General features: G+C 70.6%; 12 protein-coding genes and 3 pseudogenes. 10 read left to right on the top strand and 5 right to left on the bottom strand.

All coding sequences use genetic code 11. The features are described from left to right. Positions 1-32: 32 nt before the first annotated feature. The 4 genes and pseudogenes from ABT245_RS27920 (at position 33) to ABT245_RS27910 (ending at position 4,316) form a co-directional block, all read left to right on the top strand. Positions 33-1,700, top strand: a complete 1,668-nt coding sequence (locus ABT245_RS27920) for an amidohydrolase (RefSeq protein ID WP_351738332.1) — start codon at positions 33-35, stop codon at positions 1,698-1,700. Between the two features lie 144 nt (positions 1,701-1,844). Next, a pseudogene (locus ABT245_RS46190) lies at positions 1,845-1,998 on the top strand (IS701 family transposase); the annotation flags it as partial. A 118-nt stretch (positions 1,999-2,116) separates the two neighbouring features. Continuing rightward, a complete protein-coding gene (locus tag ABT245_RS27915) occupies positions 2,117-2,728 on the top strand; it encodes an acyl-CoA-like ligand-binding transcription factor (RefSeq protein ID WP_351738330.1) in 612 nt (203 codons plus the stop codon). Positions 2,729-2,804: 76 nt separating this feature from the next. Continuing rightward, positions 2,805-4,316 (top strand): FAD-dependent monooxygenase, encoded by a 1,512-nt coding sequence (locus tag ABT245_RS27910; RefSeq protein WP_351738327.1) that lies wholly within the window; start codon positions 2,805-2,807, stop codon positions 4,314-4,316. A 170-nt stretch (positions 4,317-4,486) separates the two neighbouring features. Here ABT245_RS27910 and ABT245_RS27905 read toward each other — a convergent pair whose 3' ends face one another. After that, the gene (locus ABT245_RS27905; RefSeq protein ID WP_351738324.1) at positions 4,487-5,278 is read right to left on the bottom strand and encodes an MBL fold metallo-hydrolase; all 792 of its coding nucleotides are present in this window, start codon (positions 5,276-5,278) and stop codon (positions 4,487-4,489) included. 105 nt (positions 5,279-5,383) lie between these two features. Between ABT245_RS27905 and ABT245_RS27900 the strand changes: the two genes are divergently transcribed. Continuing rightward, positions 5,384-5,989, top strand: coding sequence for an ABATE domain-containing protein (locus ABT245_RS27900; RefSeq protein ID WP_351738321.1), 606 nt, complete (start codon positions 5,384-5,386; stop codon positions 5,987-5,989). Positions 5,990-6,071: 82 nt separating this feature from the next. On the opposite strand, the gene ABT245_RS27895 is transcribed toward ABT245_RS27900, so the two are convergent. Further along, complete coding sequence (locus ABT245_RS27895; RefSeq protein WP_351738318.1) at positions 6,072-6,815, bottom strand: SDR family oxidoreductase; 744 nt, start codon at positions 6,813-6,815, stop codon at positions 6,072-6,074. Positions 6,816-7,184: 369 nt separating this feature from the next. Between ABT245_RS27895 and ABT245_RS27890 the strand changes: the two are divergent. Then, positions 7,185-7,568 (top strand): annotated as a pseudogene (locus ABT245_RS27890) (Vgb family protein); the annotation flags it as partial. A 13-nt stretch (positions 7,569-7,581) separates the two neighbouring features. On the opposite strand, the gene ABT245_RS27885 reads toward ABT245_RS27890, so the two are convergent. Together ABT245_RS27885 and ABT245_RS27880 are read right to left on the bottom strand one after the other, a co-directional pair. After that, positions 7,582-8,799, bottom strand: a complete 1,218-nt coding sequence (locus ABT245_RS27885; protein WP_351738315.1) for a glycoside hydrolase family 3 N-terminal domain-containing protein — start codon at positions 8,797-8,799, stop codon at positions 7,582-7,584. 638 nt (positions 8,800-9,437) lie between these two features. Next, positions 9,438-10,016 carry a TetR/AcrR family transcriptional regulator gene (locus tag ABT245_RS27880; RefSeq protein WP_351738313.1) on the bottom strand — a complete coding sequence of 193 codons (579 nt, stop codon included), beginning with the start codon at positions 10,014-10,016 and terminating at the stop codon, positions 9,438-9,440. Positions 10,017-10,103: 87 nt separating this feature from the next. Between ABT245_RS27880 and ABT245_RS27875 the strand changes: the two genes are divergently transcribed. Together ABT245_RS27875 and ABT245_RS27870 are read left to right on the top strand one after the other, a co-directional pair. Beyond that, positions 10,104-10,985, top strand: a complete 882-nt coding sequence (locus ABT245_RS27875; protein ID WP_351738310.1) for an SDR family oxidoreductase — start codon at positions 10,104-10,106, stop codon at positions 10,983-10,985. 374 nt (positions 10,986-11,359) lie between these two features. Continuing rightward, positions 11,360-12,286, top strand: coding sequence for an SDR family NAD(P)-dependent oxidoreductase (locus ABT245_RS27870; RefSeq protein WP_351738308.1), 927 nt, complete (start codon positions 11,360-11,362; stop codon positions 12,284-12,286). Here the strand turns inward: ABT245_RS27870 and fxsT are convergent. Beyond that, complete coding sequence (fxsT, locus tag ABT245_RS27865; protein ID WP_351738305.1) at positions 12,256-14,658, bottom strand: FxSxx-COOH system tetratricopeptide repeat protein; 2,403 nt, start codon at positions 14,656-14,658, stop codon at positions 12,256-12,258. The genes ABT245_RS27870 and fxsT overlap by 31 nt on opposite strands. An 83-nt stretch (positions 14,659-14,741) precedes the next feature. Between fxsT and ABT245_RS27860 the strand changes: the two genes are divergently transcribed. Further along, the gene (locus tag ABT245_RS27860) at positions 14,742-15,212 is read left to right on the top strand and encodes an RICIN domain-containing protein (protein ID WP_351738302.1); all 471 of its coding nucleotides are present in this window, start codon (positions 14,742-14,744) and stop codon (positions 15,210-15,212) included. A gap of 866 nt (positions 15,213-16,078) precedes the next feature. Further along, positions 16,079-16,489, top strand: a pseudogene (locus ABT245_RS27855) (hypothetical protein); the annotation flags it as partial. Positions 16,490-16,494 lie beyond the last annotated feature (5 nt).

The raw sequence follows: 16,494 nt of genomic DNA, 5'->3' as shown, positions 1-16,494 counted from the left end.
GCCGGACGAGGCATGGTCCGGAGAGGAACACCATGAACGACCAGTACGCAGACACGATCTTGATGGGCGGGCGCGTCAGGGCAGCGTCGGGCTGGGCCCAAGGACTCACCGTACGCGCCGGTGTCATCGAGGTGGTCGGCAGCAACGAGGACGTCCTGCGCCAGCGAGGGCCGTCCACACGGGTGATCGATCTGGCCGGCGACACCGTGCTTCCCGGCCTGCATGACCTGCACGTGCATCCCATCTACGCCGGCATCAGGGAGCGGCGCTGCAGAATCCCGCAGGGCTCGAACCTGGCCGAGACCCTTCGCATCGTGGCACAACACGTGGCGCAGGCGGCTCCCGGCGAGTGGGTGCTCGGCGGACAGTGGGACGCATCGGCGCTGGGCGGCGTTCCGGACCGGACCATGCTCGATTCGGTCGCCCCGGACCATCCCGTCCTCCTGGAGGACACCAGCGGACACAGCTCATGGGCGAACACCAAGGCGCTTGAGGCGGCGGGCGTCGGCCCCGGCACACCCGACCCGGAGGGCGGCATCTTCGAGAGGGATGCCGCTGGGAATCCGAACGGCGTGCAACGCGAGACCGCCGCCGACAGGCTGGCGGCTGCGGCTCCCAAGCCGACCGACGACGAGGTGGAGGCGGCCTTGGACTGGGCTCTCTCCGAGATGCTCTCCTACGGGATCACGTCGTTCACCGAAGCCGCGGTCGGCTTCACCGCCGGGCCACGCCCCGAACTGCGCGCCTACGCCAGGCTCGCCGAACGCGGAACCCTCAAGCAACGAGTCCGTCTGTGCCTCGTGTGGTCCCCCAACAACCCCGAATGCGAAGACGTGATCGCGGCACGCAACTTCTACGCCCACAGCCGCGTCTCGCCCGACTGCGTGAAGATCTTCCTCGACGGCGTCCCGACCGACAGCCACACAGCGGCCATGATCGACCCCTATGTCGACACGGTGCAGGGGCGGGACGACGAGGCCAGTCGATATGGACTGCTGGAGATCGCGCCCGCGGTCCTCGACCGGGCAGTGACCCGATTCGACCAGATGGGCCTCACGGTCAAGTTCCATGCCGCCGGCGATGCGGCGGTGCGAGCGGCGCTGGGCGCGATCGAGGCTGCCCGCACCGCCAACGGCCCCGGTCCACAGATGCACAACGTGGGCCACTGCACGTTCGTGTCGCAGACGGACATCCAGCGGGCTTCGAACCTGGGCGCGACGTTCGAGGTCTCCCCCTATCTGTGGCAGCCGGCACCCATCTGCGACGACATCGCCATGGCGGTCGGCCCGGACGTCATCGAACGAGTCTGGCCCGTACGCGAGATGCTCGAAGCCCATGCGCTGGTCGTGCCGGGTTCGGACTGGTCGGTCGTGCCATCGGTGAACCCCTGGACAGCCATCGAGACGCTCGTCACCCGCCAGGAGCCAGGGGGCAGCGCCACCTCTTTCGGCAAGGATCAAGCCATCACCCTGGAGCAAGCCATCGACATGTTCACCATCAACTCCGCGCGCCAGGAGGGCGCGGCACACCGCCTCGGGCGCATCGAACCGGGCATGCTCGCCGATGTCATCGTCGTCGACCAGAACCCCTTCGAAGTGCCGATCACTCAAGTCCACGCCACCGTGGTCAAGATGACGTTCATCGAAGGGGAGCCCGTCTACGCCCTCCGGGCGCGGCAGTCGGGTCAGGGTTCCGTCTGAGCACGCGCAGTGAACCCCGGTGTCGGCCGACTGTCTCTGGGACCGCTGCCGGCGAGCGACACCAGTGAAATCGGCGGGCATACAGAACCGCGGGGTCGGCCGTAGGTCGGTGGTAGGGGTCAACTGCCTTGCTGGCGGCTGAAGATGACCGCTGTCCTTCCGTGCCCGCCCGCGCCGGGGCCGTTGGAGGACTACACGGCCCGGTTCGACGCCCGCTTCTTCAGCGCCGCCGGCGGCAGGGCGCAAGTGTCCGACGGGGCTGCCGACGCTACGGGAGCGGAACAAGACGATCACCTGCCCGCTGCACGTCGCTTCTCCCGGGCAGGTGTCGTGCACAGAGGCGGAACCCCCACCCCGCGAAAAGTTGCGCGGTACGAAAGTTTTCGTGGCGCGCACTTTCTGCTAACGTACCGGGCATGAGCGGTCTTCGGGAACGGAAGAAGGAAGCCACGCGCGCAGCGCTGAGCTGGGCCGCGGTCCGGCTCACCGTCGAGCGCGGGTTGAGTGCGGTCAAGGTCGAAGACATCGCCGCGGCGGTCGGCGTGTCTCCGCGCACCTACAACAACTACTTCTCCAGCAAGGCCGAGGCGATTGCGTTTCGCTACCTTGAGCGTTCCTTGCGGCTCGCGGCCGAGCTGCGCCACGGACCGCCCGGTGAGCCCTTGTGGGAGGCAATCACCCGTGCGGCGCTACGGCAGCTGGAGCCTGGTCCCGAGGTGGAGCACATGCCGCCCCAGGGGCCCGATGAGTGGGCGGCCGGCCTGCGGGTGATGCTGGCCGAACCCGCGCTGGAGGCCGAGCTGCTGCGTGCGAGCAAGACCGCGGAGAAGGAGCTGGCCGCAGCGATCGCCGACCGCACGGGCACGGATCCCGAGTCCGATCTCTACCCTCGCCTGGTGGCCGCGAGCGTGATGGCCGCCAACAATGTCGCCCTCGAACTGTTCGTACAAGGCGGCACGGGCGAGCCGATGGAGGTCCTGCTGCCCCGGGCTCTGCGCATGGTGGCCACCGGACTCCCCACTCCGTAGGTCCCTCCTTTCCACCCCGAACAGGGGCTGCCGCTTGCAGCCTCTGTCCCTCCATGCCCTGAAAAGGGGAATTGTCATGCTTGATGTGGTAATCGTCGGTGGCGGCCCGAACGGGTTGATGCTCGCCTGCGAGCTGGCACTGGCCGGGGTGCGTCCGGTCGTGCTGGAGCGTCTCGCCGGCCCGAAGACCGAGCCCCGGGCGAACGGTCTGGTCGGTCAGGTGGTGCGCATGCTCGACCGACGTGGCCTCTACGCCCGCATCAGCGGATCCGGCGAACCGCCCCGGCCCGCGCCCCGCTATATGTTCGGCGCGTTCACGCTGGACCTCACAGGTGTCGATGACAACCCCGTGAGCCTGCTCCCGGCACCGCAGGAGCGGATCGAAAAGGTCCTCGCCGAACGCGCCGTGGAACTCGGTGTCGACCTCCGCAGGGGGCAGGAAGTGGCCGATCTGCACCAGGACGGCGACGTCGTGCGGATCACCCTTGCCGACGGTGAGACTCTCACCGCCCGTTACCTGGTGGGGGCTGACGGAGGGCACAGTATGGTGCGACGCCTGTCCGGCATCGGCTTCCCCGGCGTGACCACCGACGACTTCATCACCCGCTCGGCAAACGTGTCCGTGGCGGACGAATATCTGGGCCCGGACGGCGACCTGCGCGTTCCCGGCTACGGGAGCCTGCCACCTCTGCTGTACGTACGCACGGAGCGCGGCACCATCGCGTGGGGCCTGCTGCCTGGTCGAGTGCCTGTCCTCAACACCACTGAAACCGGTACGCCGGACGAGCACACCTCCCCGATGACCTTCGAAGAGATGATGGCGAGCGCCGAACGCGTGCTGGGCGTTCCCGTCCCGCTGGGTCCGCCGCAGGGCGAGGGACCGCATCTGCTTCGACGGCTTGTCGGCGGAAACACCCGGCTGGCAGAGCGCTACCGGGACAGGCGGGTACTGCTCCTGGGCGACGCGGCCCACGTGCACTCGGCGATCGGCGGACCAGGACTCAACCTCGGACTGCAGGACGCGGTCAACCTCGGTTGGAAGCTGGCCGCCACCGTGCGGGGGTGGGCCCCCGACGGTCTGCTCGACACCTACGATGAGGAACGTCGGCCGGTGGCGGAACACGTCGTGGCCTCGACCCTGTCCCAGTCGGCACTGATGCGCCCCGGACCGGAGGTCAGTGCCCTGCGGACCGTCTTCGGCGATCTGCTCGCCTCGCCCGGCGGCACTGAATGCATCGCCCACCTGCTCGCTGGGACCACCGAAGGCTTCGCGCCCGACCTCGTGGTCCACACCGGCGCGGGCACCCGTCGGCTGGCCGACTTGACGACCACCGCCCGGCCCTTGCTGCTGGACCTGTGCGGCGACTTCGCCGAGGCCGCGAAGCCCTGGCACGACCGGGTCGAGGTCGTCAGCGGCACGGCAGAGGGCACGAGCGCGACCGGCCTGCTGCTGCGCCCCGACTGCCACACAGCGTGGACCGGACACGAGCCGGACGACGTCAGCGGTCTGCGAGCCGCGCTCCACCGGTGGTTCGGCGCACCGCTGAGCGACGCCCATCAGCCGGAGCAGGCCGCCGCCAACCGCTGACCGGCTACCCGGATCAGGACTCCCGCAACGCCCAAGATCGCACGCGCCCTTGCAGAAGTCCGTGCGGCACGCATGGGCTCACACCTGCCTACGGGTGTGCCCGCCATCGGGTGGGTGTGGGGCGGCGTAAGGGCTTCACCCCACCCAGCGGCCCCGATCACCGAAGCGCCTCAGACGCTTCGGTTCCAATCGAGGCGGTCGCTCAGACCGACGGCGCGGAAGGCGGCTTCGAGTTCGTCGCGGCCCTCGGTGAAATGGGCCCAACTGTCGTGGTGCGCAGGGACGATGCGGCGAGCGCCGAGGATCCCGGCGGCTTCGGCCGCCTGAGCGCTGTCCAGCACGATGGGTGCACCGTCGAAGAGCGCGGCGAAGCGAGGGGCTCCGGCGAAGAGGACGGCGGTGTCCACCGGGGCATACCGCTCAGCGATCTCCTTGACCGCGTCGAGTGAGGCGTTGTCCCCGCTGACGTAGACGGTCGGCAGGCCATCTCCGGTCAGGACGAAGCCGACGACCTGGCCGGTGAACGGCTCGACGTCCTCGCGTGGGCCGGGGCCGTGGACGGCGGGCACCCCGGTCACCGTGACCGTGCCGCCGTCGGGTCGACGCACTTCGGTGGACTCCCAGTCCGTCAAGCCCTTGCTCCGGCCGCCGAGACGCTGTTGCCCGCCGGGGGTGGTGAGGACGAGTGGGATGTCGGCGAGCAGTGCTCGGCCCGCGTTGTCGAGGTTGTCGGGGTGCTCGTCGTGCGAGAGAAGCACGACATCGATGGGGCCGAGGTCGTCAGGGGTGAGGGCGGAGGGCGTTGTCTTGGTCAGGGTCGGGCCGCCCGGAGCGGCGTAGTCGCCCGGGCCATCGAAGGTCGGGTCGGTCAGAAAGCGCAGGCCCCCGTACTCGAAGACAGCGGTCGGACCGCCGAGCACACGAATCGGGAACTGGTCGTGGGTTACAGAGGGGGAAGACATAAGACAGCGCACCTCACGGATAGATTCACTTCAGCCGTGAGGACGACGCTAGCTCGCCTCACGGATATGGGCAAGGCGTACCATGAGAATCCGGAAGGAGACACCATGGACGACGCCGCCCCGCCGCCTGCTCAGGGCGAGGAGCACCATCCCTCTCTCGCCCTCGTCAACAGCGCCATTGCGCTGCCCGGTGGACACACGCTCGATCTGCTGAGCACGCCCCTGCGGGCGAATGAGTGGCTGTCCCGACGCGATCTGACCCCTGTGGACGCCGACCTGCACGAACTGTGTGCTTCACGGATCCGCGCGCTGCGTGAACACATCAGGTCCCTGTTCGCCTCCCGAGCAGCCGGGCTTCCCGCGCTCCCCGCAGCCCTCGCGGCCGTCAACGACGCAATGACCCGCGTCCCGACCGCCCCGCTGTTGCAGTGGGACGACAAGAACGGTCCCTACCGAGCCACCCCTCACCCGACCACCGCGATCGTCGACCACGCCCTGGCGACCCTCGCCACCGACGCCGCCGACCTGCTCACCTCCGCCGACGCCGAACGCCTCACCGCCTGCGGCTCCACCCCTTGCAACCGCTACCTGCTCCGTCACGGCCGCCGCCACTGGTGTTCCACCCGCTGCGGCGACCGCGCCCGTGCGGCACGCGCCTACGCCCGCCGCACAGGCAACGCGCCACCCCAAGGACTCACACAAAGTCCCTGACACCTCCCAACACGCCACGCGACGAGTTCACACACGGCAAGGGGTCCCCCGCCCCGGTGGCCATCCCCGGTCACAGCACCGGTCAGAGGATGCCTCCGTTGGCACGGATGTTCTGGCCCGTCAGCCAGCGCCCGTCCGGCCCTGCCAGGAAGGCGACGACGTCCGCCACGTCCTCCGGCCGGCCGAGACGTCCGAGCGATGTCATTCCGATGACCATCGTCAGCTTCTCCGGCTCGTTGGCCCCTCGCAAGAGATCGGTGTCCGTGGCACCCGGCGACACGGTGTTGACGGTGATTCCCCGTGCGCCCAGCTCGCGCGACGCCACCAGGGTGAGCTGCTCCAGCGCGCCCTTGCTGGCGGCATACGGGGCATTGCCGGGCGCGGGGAAGACAGTGTTGAGGGTGGAGATGTTCACGATCCGGCCGCCGTCGCGCATGTGCCGCGCCGCGTAACGCATCGTGAGGAAAACGGACCTGGTGTTCACGGCCATCACTCTGTCGAAATCCGCTTCCTCCGTCTGCGCAAGGGGCACCACCTCCGTGTGCGTAGCAGCGTTGTTCACCAGGATGTCCAGGCCGCCGAGCTGTCGGTCCGCCGTCTCCATCAGCTCCTCGGCCGCGCCGGGCTCGGCCAGATCCAGCTGTACGGGCATGACGTTCCCGCCTGCCTCCTCGGCCTGCCGTACGACCTCGTCCGCGGCGTCCCGACTCCGTGCGTAGTTGAAGAGCACAGCCGCCCCGTCCAGCGCGAGCCGCAGCGCGATGGCCCGCCCGATCCCCCGCGATCCGCCGGTGACGACAGCCGTCTTGCCCTTGAGCACTGCCATGGTCCCTCCCGCTCCTGGACGACCGTGTGTACTGCGAACACCTATACCCCACGGGGCGGCTCCGGAAGAGCGTCCCTGCCGGGCCAGCCAACAGCGGGTGCCCTGCACGGGATTCAGAAGAGCTGCGTCTCGGGCGACCGCGTCCACGCCGGGGCGGGCGTACCGCTCCAGGGAGCGGACGGAGGCATGGCGCGAGCGGGCCGGCGGTATCGGCCCTGGGCGCCGGCTGATCGGCATCAGCTCGAACCACAACGTCCCCATGACCCGGCCCGCTGACCTCGCCGCGATCGTTGTCGACCCGGTGCGAGACCGAGCTGCGCCATCGGTCAGGAAACGTATTGATCCTCACCACCCCTAGAAGGAGTTGCTGTGCGCCATTCTGATGCCCCGGCCACCAGGGAGATCTCCGTGGCGGACAAGGGGGCGGGACCTTACGGCATCGCGGCCGGACCTGACGGTGCGCTGTGGCTCACCTTCGCCCACAGTGGCCGTATCGCGCGTCTCACCCTCGACGGCGAACTCACCGAATACCCCCTGGACTCGTCCGAGTGTCGCCCTACGGTCATCACCCCCGGGCCCGACGGCGCACTGTGGTTCACCCGGTCCCAGGACCACCGGATCGGCCGCGTCACCGTCGACGGTGAAACGGAGTCCTTCCCCATACCCACGCCCGGCAGCGGACCCTTCGGTATCACTGCCGGTCCAGACGATGCGGTGTGGTTCACGGAGATGAACACCGACCGTATTCGCCGTCGGTGCGGTCTGCTCAGCCGCAGCTGAGGCGACCGGCCGTGGCCTTGGCCGTGAGGATCCGGTGCACGGAGGCGGCGACCTTGGCACGGAAGGAGGCGTCCGTCGCCATCCGGGACTGGATCGCCTGCGCCATCGCCGGCACGGTGGACGGCTGGACCGTGAGGATCATGTCACCGCCGGCGTTGAGGAAATTCACCGCCCGCTGAGCCGGCGTGTAGGAGCGGACCGCGACGGCCCTGCCGAGGTCGTCGGAGATGACCACGCCCTGGAAACCGAACCGGCTGCGCAGCAGCGAACCGATGACCGTCGGGGAGAACGCCGCCAGATGGTTTGCGTCGATCTTGGTGTACTTCGCCAGGGAGACCATCACGAACGGCGACCCGGCCCCGATCGCGCTGCGGAACGGCGTGAGGCTCGAACTGGAGGCGGTCGTCACCGAGTCGACCACGTTCGCCGTGGTGTCGGTGTTGCCGATCACCCGGCCGAGCCCGGGGAAGTGCTTGACGGAGGTCATGACCCCGGCCTTGCGGAAACCGGCCGCGAAGGCGCCGCTGTGCGAGGTCACGGTATCGGGCGTGTGGCCGTACTCGCGGTGGTAGCGGCCGATGGGAGCGTTGCGGGTGCCGAGGCTCGCGGGCACCACGTCGGCGACCGGGGCGAGATTGAGATCGAGACCGGCCGCCTTGAGCTGCCGCGCCCACCCCTCGGCGCGGTCGCGCAGCGTCGTGGTGCTCCAGCTGCCCTGGGTCAGGGCGGCGGGGATGGTCGAGAAGCCCGGGCCGTTGAGCACCTGGACCTGACCGCCTTCCTGATCGGTCGACACGATCATTCCGACCCGTCGCCCGGCGACCGTGTCCGCCTGCCCGCGCACCCCGTCGACCACCTTCTTCGTCGCCACGGTCCCGGCGGTGCTGCGCCCGGTCAGCATGACGGACCCCACGTGGTAGGTGCGCAGGGTGCGCAGGTCCGTGGCGCTGGGGCGGGTGGCGGCGACGCCGCCCATGAACAGCTGCCCGACGCGCTGTGCCTGGGTCATCGCCGTGTAGACCCGGTCGGCGCAGGTGGTGGCCGCCGAGCGGGCCGGGGCGGCGGAGCCGGACGCCTGCCCGGCGCCCTCGGTCGCCGCCGACGTGGTGCACACGCTCGCGGCGAGCAGGGTGGTGACGAGCCCGGCGCCGGCGCGCAGGGCGGTGGAACGGCCGCGGATGCGCTGTCGGACGGGTATGACCATGATGCGCTCCTGACTCATGAAGGGTGCGGGCCTCGCTGAACCGGCGAGCCGCCGTCCGGCAGCGGACCGTACGCGGTCCGCGCTCGCCGCGGTCCCACACGCTACGCCGAACGGGTGCCGTGCGCGCGCTGTACGCGGCGCGGAGGGGCCGCGGCGCGCCGGGAGGACTTCGGTCACTCCCGCAGTGGGCCGACCCGGCCGCAGTTCGTGGGCCGGGCTGGCCGCAGTTAGTGGGTGGGTTCTGCCGCAGTTGGTGGGCGGGACCGGCCGCAGTTCGTGGGCGGGCCGGACACTCCGGCGGGACCCAAAAAAGTGCTTGGCCGCCTCGGCGCCGTGCCGCCCGGAGCAAGCGGTACCGCCCGGCGCCGTGCCGCCCGGAGCGAGCAGTACCGCCCGGCGCCGTGCCGCCCGGAGCGAGCAGTACCGCCCGGCGCCGTGCCGCCCGGAGCGAGCGGTGCCACCGGCGCCCCGCTCCCTCACCACCGCGGCCGAGCCGCCGCGGGGCCCGTCGGACCAGGTCGCCAGGCGCTTCCCGCACGCCCGGCTCGCCCCGGAGATCGCGGTCCTGCACGCGAGCCAGTTCCGACATGGCTCTGGCCCGCAGTTCGGTGGGCGGCGGGTGAAGCGGTCCGGTCAGCTCAGCTCAGCGAGGCGCTCGCCGCGCGCAGCTCGTCCAGGGCCGCCAGGACGTACCCGGCCAGCTCGTCCTTGGCATCGCGGTCGCCCTCGGACCATTGGGCGTACCCCCGTTTGAAGGCGAGGACGCCCAGCTCGCCCGCGAGCGCCGCGGTGGGATCGGGTACGCCGCGGGCGATCAGGGCAGTCGTCATCGCGGCCGCCAGGCTGACGCTCTTGAGGGCGTCACGCTCCTGAAGTTCGGCGCTGGCGGCGACGGCCGCCTTCAGGCGAGGGGCGAGCCGGCGGCTCACGGGTCCCATGGCGGTCGAGGCGCGCTCAAGACCGGCGGCCACCGCCTCAAGCGGGCCGGCCTCAGCGGGCGCCTCGGCGATCCCCTCGGTCAGCAGCCGGCTCAGCGTCTCCTGTCCGGCCACCAGCAGCTCGCGCTTGTCGGGGAAGTGCCGGAAGAAGGTGCTCTTGGTGACCCCGGCGCGCTCGGCGATCTGGGCGACCGTCGTGGCGTCGTACCCCTGCTCGGTGAACAGGTCGACGGCGGCCACGACGAGGCGTTCACGTGCTCCTGGTTCCCATCTGCCCATGGTCGCCATCATAGGTGATGGGACTCTTGTCCCATCACTGCGCTAGAGTGATGGGACAAGAGTCCCATCACTCGTGGGGAGTTTTCCATGCGCGTCTTTGTCACCGGTGGCACCGGTCTGATCGGGTCCGCCGTCGTCGCCGAACTGCTCGGCAACGGCCACACCGTCCTCGCGCTCGCCCGTTCCGACGCGTCCGCTCTGGCCGCCGAGGCGGCCGGCGCCGAGCCGCTCAGGGGAGCCCTCGCCGACCTCGACGTCCTTCGCGCCGGTGTCGCCCGGGCCGACGGGGTGGTCCATCTCGCGTTCGGCAACGACTTCAGCAGCCCCGAAGCCCTCGCGAAGGCGGTCGCCGAGGAAAGCGCCGCCCTCGCGACCCTCGGCGAGGAGCTTGTCGGCAGCGACCGCTCCCTCGTCACCGTCTCGGGTACGCCCCGGGTGCCGGGCCGCGCCTCCACCGAGGCCGACCCGCTGCCGACCGACGGGCCGGTCGGTGGCCGCGGTCGCGCGGTCACGGCCGTCCTGGGCCTGGCCTCGCGCGGGGTCCGCAGTACGGCCGTACGCCTGCCGCGCACGGTGCACAACCGGGGCACGGGCGGGTTCGCCGGTCTGCTGACCGGCATCGCACGCCGGGCCGGGGTGTCCGGCTACCCGGGCGACGGCACACAGCGCTGGCCGGCCGTGCACGCGCTCGACGCGGCGGTCCTCTTCCGGCTCGCCCTGGAGCGGGCGGAACCCGGTACTTCCTGGCACGCCGTGGCCGACGAGGGAGACACCGTGCGGGACATCGCTGCGGTCATCGGCCGACGGCTGGGCCTGCCGGTCAAGTCGGTGCCATCGGAGACCTACGGCACCCTCGGCCCGATCTTCTCGACCGACCAGCCTTCCTCCAGCACCCACACCCGGCAGGCGCTCGGCTGGCAGCCGAAGCACCCCGGCCTTCTGGAGGACCTGGAGAACATCCAGCCCTGACCAGCAGGGAAAGACCGGGCAGGCCCGCTGCCGCCAACCGCACCCTCACGTCCACTTGCCGTACGGCACCCTCGTGGCAGTGGCCGACGCGAGGGCCGGGGCCGAACAGTTTCCGCCCAAAACGTTCCTCGGCGACCGCAGCCGGCGCGGGCGCACCCTCGTCACCTTCCGCCTCGTGGACGGCCCTTTCCCGGCCCTGATCCGACCCGGCTCGCACAGCGGGTCGCGGTGGCGGACCTGCCGGCCGGTGGCCGGTGAGCGGCCCGCCGTGCGCGCGACGGCGGCGGCTCGTGTCACACAGCCCTTGATCTGGAGCGGACTCCACGTTCTACCGTCGAGCCGTTGACCGATCGGGCGAGGGAATGGGGGAGAACATGAGCGTTTGGTTTGTCACCGGTGCATCGCGTGGGCTCGGCGCGGAGATCACTCGTGAGGCGCTGGACCGAGGGCACAGTGTGATCGCTACGGCGAGGGACGTGTCGGCGGTGCTCCGGGCGTACCCGGAAAAGCCGGACGGGTTGCTGGCGGTGAACGCGGACGTGACCGATCCGGCGCAGTTGACGGCCGCGGTGGAGGCCGGTCTGGCGGAGTTCGGCCGGATCGACACCGTGGTCAACAACGCCGGTTACGGCCTGGTGGGCGCGATCGAGGAGGTGTCAGACAAGGCTGTCCGGGACCTGTTCGACGTCAATGTGTTCGGTGCGCTCAACACATTGCGGGCGACCCTGCCGACGTTGCGTGCCCAGCGATCCGGACACGTCCTGAACATCGGCTCCGTGGGTGGCTTCGCCACCGCTCCAAGGGCTCCATACGGCCGTCAACCTGTGCGGGCCCGGACGGCCCTGGTGAGGCGGTTCGACGCGAGCCTGGGAGGACTGCGCGGTGTGAGCCCGGCCGACTTCACGACGCTGCCGCGCCCGGGGCAAGCGCCCGGCGGCCGGATGCGCCGGGCGGACCTGGCCGAGGCGCTGGGGCCGCCGGCCTCCGGGGTGGCCCGGGGGCCGGCGCCGCTGGAGCGGATCGGACTGGTGACGCGCGAAACGGACGCCAATGACGGCCCGATGGCCTACGCGGCACCGACCGACACCGGCCGCGCAGGCATGACGGACATGCTCGCCACGGCCGAGCGGATCGCCGCCGAGATCTTCGCCGCGCCGCCGTGGAGCAAGGAGGACATCGGCCGGTTGTCCTCCCTGCTGACCCGCCTCGGCGGCACCGGCCTCCCCGAACACACCGCTCTGCGGCAGAGCGTCCGCGGCTCTGCGACGGCTCACAGCATCGCCCTCGGCGTTCGTGACTGATGCGTGCCCGTGATCGGTGCGCCCTTCATGTCGTACCCCTCGCCGACCGCGACGACTTCGCCGTGTCCTTGGCGGCTGTCGCGTTTCAGCAAACGGTTGGCCAGAGCGAAGGCATCCTCGGTCTTGGGATGGGTCTTGCCCAGCCGGGTGTTCAGAATCAGCGCGCCCCTGCGCGCGAGGCTCGCTGCGGTGGGGTCGTTCAACGCGTGCACGGCTCGGGCCTTGAGCAGCAGGGCGTACCCGATGTACAGGTGATCCGGCGCATAACTGGCCTCGCGGATCCGTAGCGCCCGAGAGATCAGCGGCACGGCCACGGCGTGGTCGCCCAGGGCGAGATGGACACTCGCCAGTGCTATCAAGTCGAAGCTCACGTACGGGTCGTCCGGCCCGTACGCCGCCTCGTCGATCCGCAGCGCCCGCTCGGCCAATGGCACCGCCGCCTCATGATCACCGAGTAGGTGTCGGATTCGCGCCAGGGTGGCCAAGTCCGTGGCGATGGCGGGACTGTCCGCCGGCAGACAGGACTCGTGCAGGCTCAGAGCACGTTCCGCCATCGGACGCGCTCGCTCCGGCGCGCCGCGGTCCCGGTGGATCTGCGCCAGGGTGATCAGGTCGAAGCCGATGTCCGCATCCCTCTGGCCGAGCGATTCGTCGATCGCGACGGCACGCTCGCACAGGGGCAGTGCCACCGAGTGGTCCCCGATCGAAAGAAGGAACGCCGACGCCAGCCTCAGCAGCGTCGCCGTCTGCGCGGCGCACTCGGCCGGCGGCTCGTCCTTGGTCAGCACGAGCACGTGCGGGAGCAGTTCTTGCCATCGCGATCGCGCGCCCGGGTCGCCGTGGATGTCGTGTGGCACGGCCGCGAGCAGCGCCCGGCACAGGTGCACCCGGGCGTCGGTGCGCACGTCGTCCGGCAGCGCGGCGCGGATGGCGGCCTGAACCAGCCGGTGCAGCACCAGGGAGGAGGCTCCGCGCCTCGCGAGCCCCAGGCCGGCCAGAGCACCGACCGTCGTGTCCCACGCCACCGGGTCGGCCGCGGCTGCGATCAGTGGTTCCGTGCTGCCCCTGAACAGGTCCAGCGGGATCGGCTCCGGCGCCAGCAGGGCACACAGCTCCAGTAGCCGCATCGCTTGCGGCCGCTCGAACTCCAGCCTGCGTACGCTGAGTTGCCACAGGGTCGCGACCACTACCGCCGGCCGGTCCGGCAGTTCGCCCAGCGCGATCATGTCCTCAAGCCGCGACGTCAGCAGAGCCAGGTACTCCTCGGGCGCGGTCTGGTTGTAGTCCATGTATCCGGCCGCCTGCTCCAGCGCCAGCGGCAGGTCCCCCAGGTGCTCGGCGATCCGGTCCGCCACCCCTGTGGTCATGCCGCACACCCGCCGGGCCAGCAGCTCCACCGCCTCCCGCCTGGTGAACACGTCCAGGTCGATGACGCCGGCTCTGCTCGACCAGCCGCGCAACCTGGTCGTGACGATGATGTGACCGGTGTTTGTCAGGTCACCCGACGGCAGCGCGTCCACGAGCGTGCCGGGTCTCTCCCCGTTGTCGAAGATGATCAGCCAGGGCCTGTGGTCCAGTAATGTGCCGTACACCCGTGGGATGACCTGCTCGGAGCTGACCTCCGCCAGTCCCAGCTCCCGGGCCAGCGACGCGAACTGCGATGCCACCAGATCGGGGTCCTCGGCGTCCACGAACGCCACGAACCGGTATTTCGACCGGTAGAGATAGGCGTACTCCACCGCAAGCTGCGTCTTGCCGACACCGCCCAGCCCGTGCACGACCTGCATCGCGCCCTCGCTGCCCGAGGTGAGGCGCTGCCGCAACTGTCGCAATATGGCGTCGCGGCCGGTGAAGTTGGTGTTGCGCGGCGGCAGCCGATAGGTCGCCGGACGGGGCCGCGAGCCCGAAGAACGCGCCGCCGGTGCGCGGACCTCCCTGACAGCGGTCTCGAACAGGTCGGTGAGGGTGGCATGGTCACCCCGCAGTCGCGCGAGTTCTTCCTCGCAGGAGAGGTCGATCTGACCGGCGTGCGCGGCGCGGACGCACGCGGTCGCATAGGCCGCGACCCGCTCCCACGGGGGCGGTTTTGTGAACTTGCCTGCCAGCAGGTCCGACAGCGACGACCGAGTGAGGACCTTGTTCTCGTCGTAGGCCAGCAGTTGCGCCTGGGTGGGTGACCCCGAGGACGTACGCAACCGCTGCAACCGGTTGACAAACCAGCTTTGTGGTGAACTCGACCCCATGTACCCCGCTTTCCCCCGTCTCGTTCTCCGGAATCGTCCGGACTTCGAAGTCCAGAAATGTAGCTCATCCAGCGAGGGAGCCGGGCGGATCCGGGCTCGTCCGAGACCGCCGCACCCGGACGGCGCCACCCCTCAACGTAGACGGCGGCACTGGTACCGCAGCACCGATGCCCAAGCCCTGGAACCACCATCCGAACTCAAGGGGATAGATCATGGAACTCAAGGGAAACCTCGTTCGACTCGCCGGTGCGGGCGCGGCGATCGCGTTCGGCTCTACGCTGCTGGTCGGCGGCGCGACCTCGGCGCAGGCGGCGCCGGTGAACTACCAGGTGATCAACGGCAACAGCAGCAACTCCTGTCTCCAGGTGAACATCTCGGGAGGCAAGGGAAACCTCGTCCTCGGCACCTGTGACCGCAGCGCGAAGCAGGTGTGGCAGATCAGCGGCGGCATCTTCAGGAACCCGGCATCAGGCCACTGCCTCGACGGAAACGGCGCCGATGTCTACACCTACCCGTGCAACGGTGGCAAGTATCAGAAGTGGACGACCACGTCCGGCAGTCCGAAGTCCATCAGGCACAACCAGAGCGGCAAGTACTTGGACGCCAACGGAAAGGTCGGGGCCCAGGTCGTCTTCCAGCCCACCATCGGAACGGCGTCCCGCTGGGTGATCGACGCGGTGTGACGCATCGGCTGACTCCGTGAGTACGGCGGGCCGTCCCCTCTGGCAGCCCGCCGTCCCGGAGGACACCGGTGTCCTTGCCGCTTGCCGGTAACCACGTGTGCCGGCTCAACCCAGGGCTTGGTGTAGTCGCTCGCGGTCAGGTCCGTGCTGGTCGCATCACCGCCGATCCCGCCTGCCGGTGACCGACTCCGCCCTCTGGCCGGCTGGGCAGGCCACCGAGTGTCAGCACCCGTGAAAGACACTGAGCAGCGCCCCGGATGTCCGTCGTCCGGGGCGCTGCTCAGATGCGTGGCCGGCGTCAGTCGGGTGGGGTGGCGGTGCTGTCGCGGTTGATCGTTTCGGGCAGCGGCACCGGTACGGTACGCGGCGTCGGCCGTACCCCCCGGTGCGCCTCGTGGCGCACCGACGAGCCCGGCCGGCGCCTGCGCGCGGGGGAACTCGTCCTGCGCTACGCGCTGTTGCTCGCCGTACCGGCCCTGACCGTCGGCCCGTTCCGGTGTCAGCTGTCCACCACGCTCTTCCGCGGGGCCGGGGAGCGCGCCGTCACGGGTCGCCCCCGGCCCGCCCCCACAAACACCTCCCCACGCCCCCCGGCCCGCCCTCACATACCTCCCCGCACGCCCGGTCGCCCCCGGCACGCCTCCCCACACGCCCGGTCGACCCCACACACCTCCCCACACGCCCGATCGACCCCGGCACACCTCCCCACACGCCCGATCGCCCCCGGCACACCTCCCCACACGCCCGATCGACCCCGGCACACCTCCCCACACGCCCGATCGACCCCGGCACACCTCCCCACACGCCCGATCGCCCCCGGCACACCTCCCCGCACGCCCGATCGACCCCGGCACACCTCCCCACACGCCCCCGGCCGGCTGCGCCCGCACGCCGGGTACGACGCCGCCTGGTACCAGCACGGCCAGCCCTTCACCCCGGCCCGGGCGGCCCGCCCGGGCCGGGTCAGCGCCGTGCGCTCCTTCGACCGAGGCCCAAGGGCCTGGCGCACGCGCCGGCCCGCGCCGCGCAGCACGTACGCCCCGGTCCCGCGCACCACCGCGCCGGCCGTCCCCGCCGATCCCGCGCGCCGCTCCGCGCTCGCCCCGGGCGGCGCGGTGTACGACGCCTTCCTCCGGCTGACCGCCGACGGCGCCCGGCCCGCGGCCGTCCTCGACGTCCGCGCCGAGGACGTCGACCAGCTGCACTCCCGCGGCATCACCGAGGTCGTCACGGCCGGGCAGGTGCTGCGCACGCCGCCCGCGGGCGGCGGGGAGTGACACGG

This window comes from Streptomyces sp. NPDC001508, assembly GCF_040298665.1.
Taxonomy (GTDB): domain Bacteria; phylum Actinomycetota; class Actinomycetes; order Streptomycetales; family Streptomycetaceae; genus Streptomyces.
This window is presented reverse-complemented; position numbering and strand designations above follow the sequence as displayed.

Coding starts and splice junctions, on each gene's coding strand:
- ABT245_RS27860 (WP_351738302.1), top strand. CDS start 14,742: ATGGAACTCAAGGGAAACCTCGTTCGACTCGCCGGTGCGGGCGCGGCG.
- ABT245_RS27910 (WP_351738327.1), top strand. CDS start 2,805: ATGCTTGATGTGGTAATCGTCGGTGGCGGCCCGAACGGGTTGATGCTC.
- ABT245_RS27870 (WP_351738308.1), top strand. CDS start 11,360: ATGAGCGTTTGGTTTGTCACCGGTGCATCGCGTGGGCTCGGCGCGGAG.
- ABT245_RS27920 (WP_351738332.1), top strand. CDS start 33: ATGAACGACCAGTACGCAGACACGATCTTGATGGGCGGGCGCGTCAGG.
- ABT245_RS27915 (WP_351738330.1), top strand. CDS start 2,117: ATGAGCGGTCTTCGGGAACGGAAGAAGGAAGCCACGCGCGCAGCGCTG.
- ABT245_RS27880 (WP_351738313.1), bottom strand. CDS start 10,016: ATGGGCAGATGGGAACCAGGAGCACGTGAACGCCTCGTCGTGGCCGCC.
- ABT245_RS27900 (WP_351738321.1), top strand. CDS start 5,384: ATGGACGACGCCGCCCCGCCGCCTGCTCAGGGCGAGGAGCACCATCCC.
- ABT245_RS27885 (WP_351738315.1), bottom strand. CDS start 8,799: ATGGTCATACCCGTCCGACAGCGCATCCGCGGCCGTTCCACCGCCCTG.
- ABT245_RS27895 (WP_351738318.1), bottom strand. CDS start 6,815: ATGGCAGTGCTCAAGGGCAAGACGGCTGTCGTCACCGGCGGATCGCGG.
- ABT245_RS27875 (WP_351738310.1), top strand. CDS start 10,104: ATGCGCGTCTTTGTCACCGGTGGCACCGGTCTGATCGGGTCCGCCGTC.
- ABT245_RS27905 (WP_351738324.1), bottom strand. CDS start 5,278: ATGTCTTCCCCCTCTGTAACCCACGACCAGTTCCCGATTCGTGTGCTC.